This is a genomic window from Romboutsia sp., from assembly GCF_035470145.1.
GTDB lineage: Bacteria > Bacillota > Clostridia > Peptostreptococcales > Peptostreptococcaceae > Romboutsia_D.
Genome location: NZ_DATIRC010000097.1, coordinates 1 through 1,522 on the forward strand (window position 1 = coordinate 1; position 1,522 = coordinate 1,522).

General features: G+C 26.5%; 2 protein-coding genes and 1 riboswitch. Both genes read left to right on the top strand.

The window, feature by feature from the left end:
* Positions 1-184: 184 nt before the first annotated feature.
* Positions 185-877, top strand: coding sequence for a CpsD/CapB family tyrosine-protein kinase (locus tag VLM92_RS03360; protein ID WP_325274938.1), 693 nt, complete (start codon positions 185-187; stop codon positions 875-877).
* 166 nt (positions 878-1,043) lie between these two features.
* Positions 1,044-1,127, top strand: a riboswitch (cyclic di-GMP riboswitch).
* A 113-nt stretch (positions 1,128-1,240) separates the two neighbouring features.
* A partial coding sequence (locus VLM92_RS03365) for a YveK family protein (protein ID WP_325274939.1) occupies positions 1,241-1,522 on the top strand: 282 nt, incomplete at its 3' end.

The following is a 1,522-nucleotide window of genomic DNA, read 5'->3' on the forward strand; positions in this document are numbered from 1 at the left end:
ATACTGGATGTTTTTTATTGGAAAAAAATAAAGAAAAATATGCAAAAAACGTCTTTTTTTAATGAAAATAACACCATTTATTTTAAAATCTAGTATTATTTGTCATAAAATGTTATAATTTACGTATAATACCAAAAAAATAAATAAATGTAAATAATTCAATATATTGGGAGGGTAAATAAAAATGAATAAAATAATAAGTATAAACAACCCGAAATCCCCTATAGCTGAGGCATATAGAGGAATAAGGACGAGCATAGAATTTTCAAACTTAGATAAAGAAATAAAAGTAATAAATGTAACGAGTAGTAAACAAAATGAAGGCAAAAGCACAGTTATATCAAACTTAGCAGTAAGCTTTGCAAACCTAGAAAAAAAAGTACTAATACTTGATGGTGACTTGAGAAACCCAAGTATACATAGAATGTTTGGAATAAGTAACATACATGGAGTTACTGATTTACTTCTTAATACTAAAGCATTTTTAGAATGTGTACATTGCACAGATACAAAAAATTTACACGTATTAACATGTGGCCAAATACCACCAAACCCATCAGAAATGCTATCATCTAAAAGAATGAAAAATCTTATCCAAGAATTAAAAGAGCATTATGATTACATATTTATAGATGCACCACCAATAGGGGTTGTTACAGATGCAGGAATAATATCAACATATACAGATGGAACAGTATTTGTAGTTGGAACTAATGAAACAGATTCAGAAATGGTTAAAATAGCAAAAGAAAGATTAGAAAATGTAGATGCTAATATATTAGGAGTTATACTTAATAAATTTGAACCAAAAGGTTCAGGAAATGATTATTACAATTATTACTATAAAGAAACAGGAAAAAAAAGCAGAACTAAATAAATAAAAAATAATTAAAGAATATATAAAAAAAAGTAATATAAGCAAAAAACTTTAAAAATCAAACATAAAACCTTAATATAGAGTAATTTATCTTTAAATAAAATGACTAGTTTTGTCGATTGTATATACAAAAAATGGATTAAATGTTAATATTTGTATGTAAAAGATCATAAGTAGAAACTAAGAAGTATGTCTTGTATCTGGGCACCTGAGGCATATGGAGTTAGTGGTGCAACCGGCTATAACTACTGCAAAACAGTGAAATATAAAGTTATACTTTATATGTTTTTTGTGTGCAGAAGATATAGTCTTTTTGTCTTAAATAGACATTATATAAATAGAAAATAATATGGAGGAGAGCAAATGGAAGAAACAATTGACTTAAGAGAATATTTTAGCATAATCAAAAAAAGATTTTGGATTATAGCACTTATAACAATAGTAGCAGCATCAGTTAGTGCAGGAATAAGTTTCTTTGTATTACAACCAGTATATCAAACAAATACAACACTTATAGTAAATACTGACCAAGATGAAAACACAAAAAGAATAACGGATGATCAATACAGAGTAACAGAAAAATTAGCAGTAATGTATGGAGAAATAATAAAATCAAGAATAGTATTAGAGCCTGTAATAGATAAC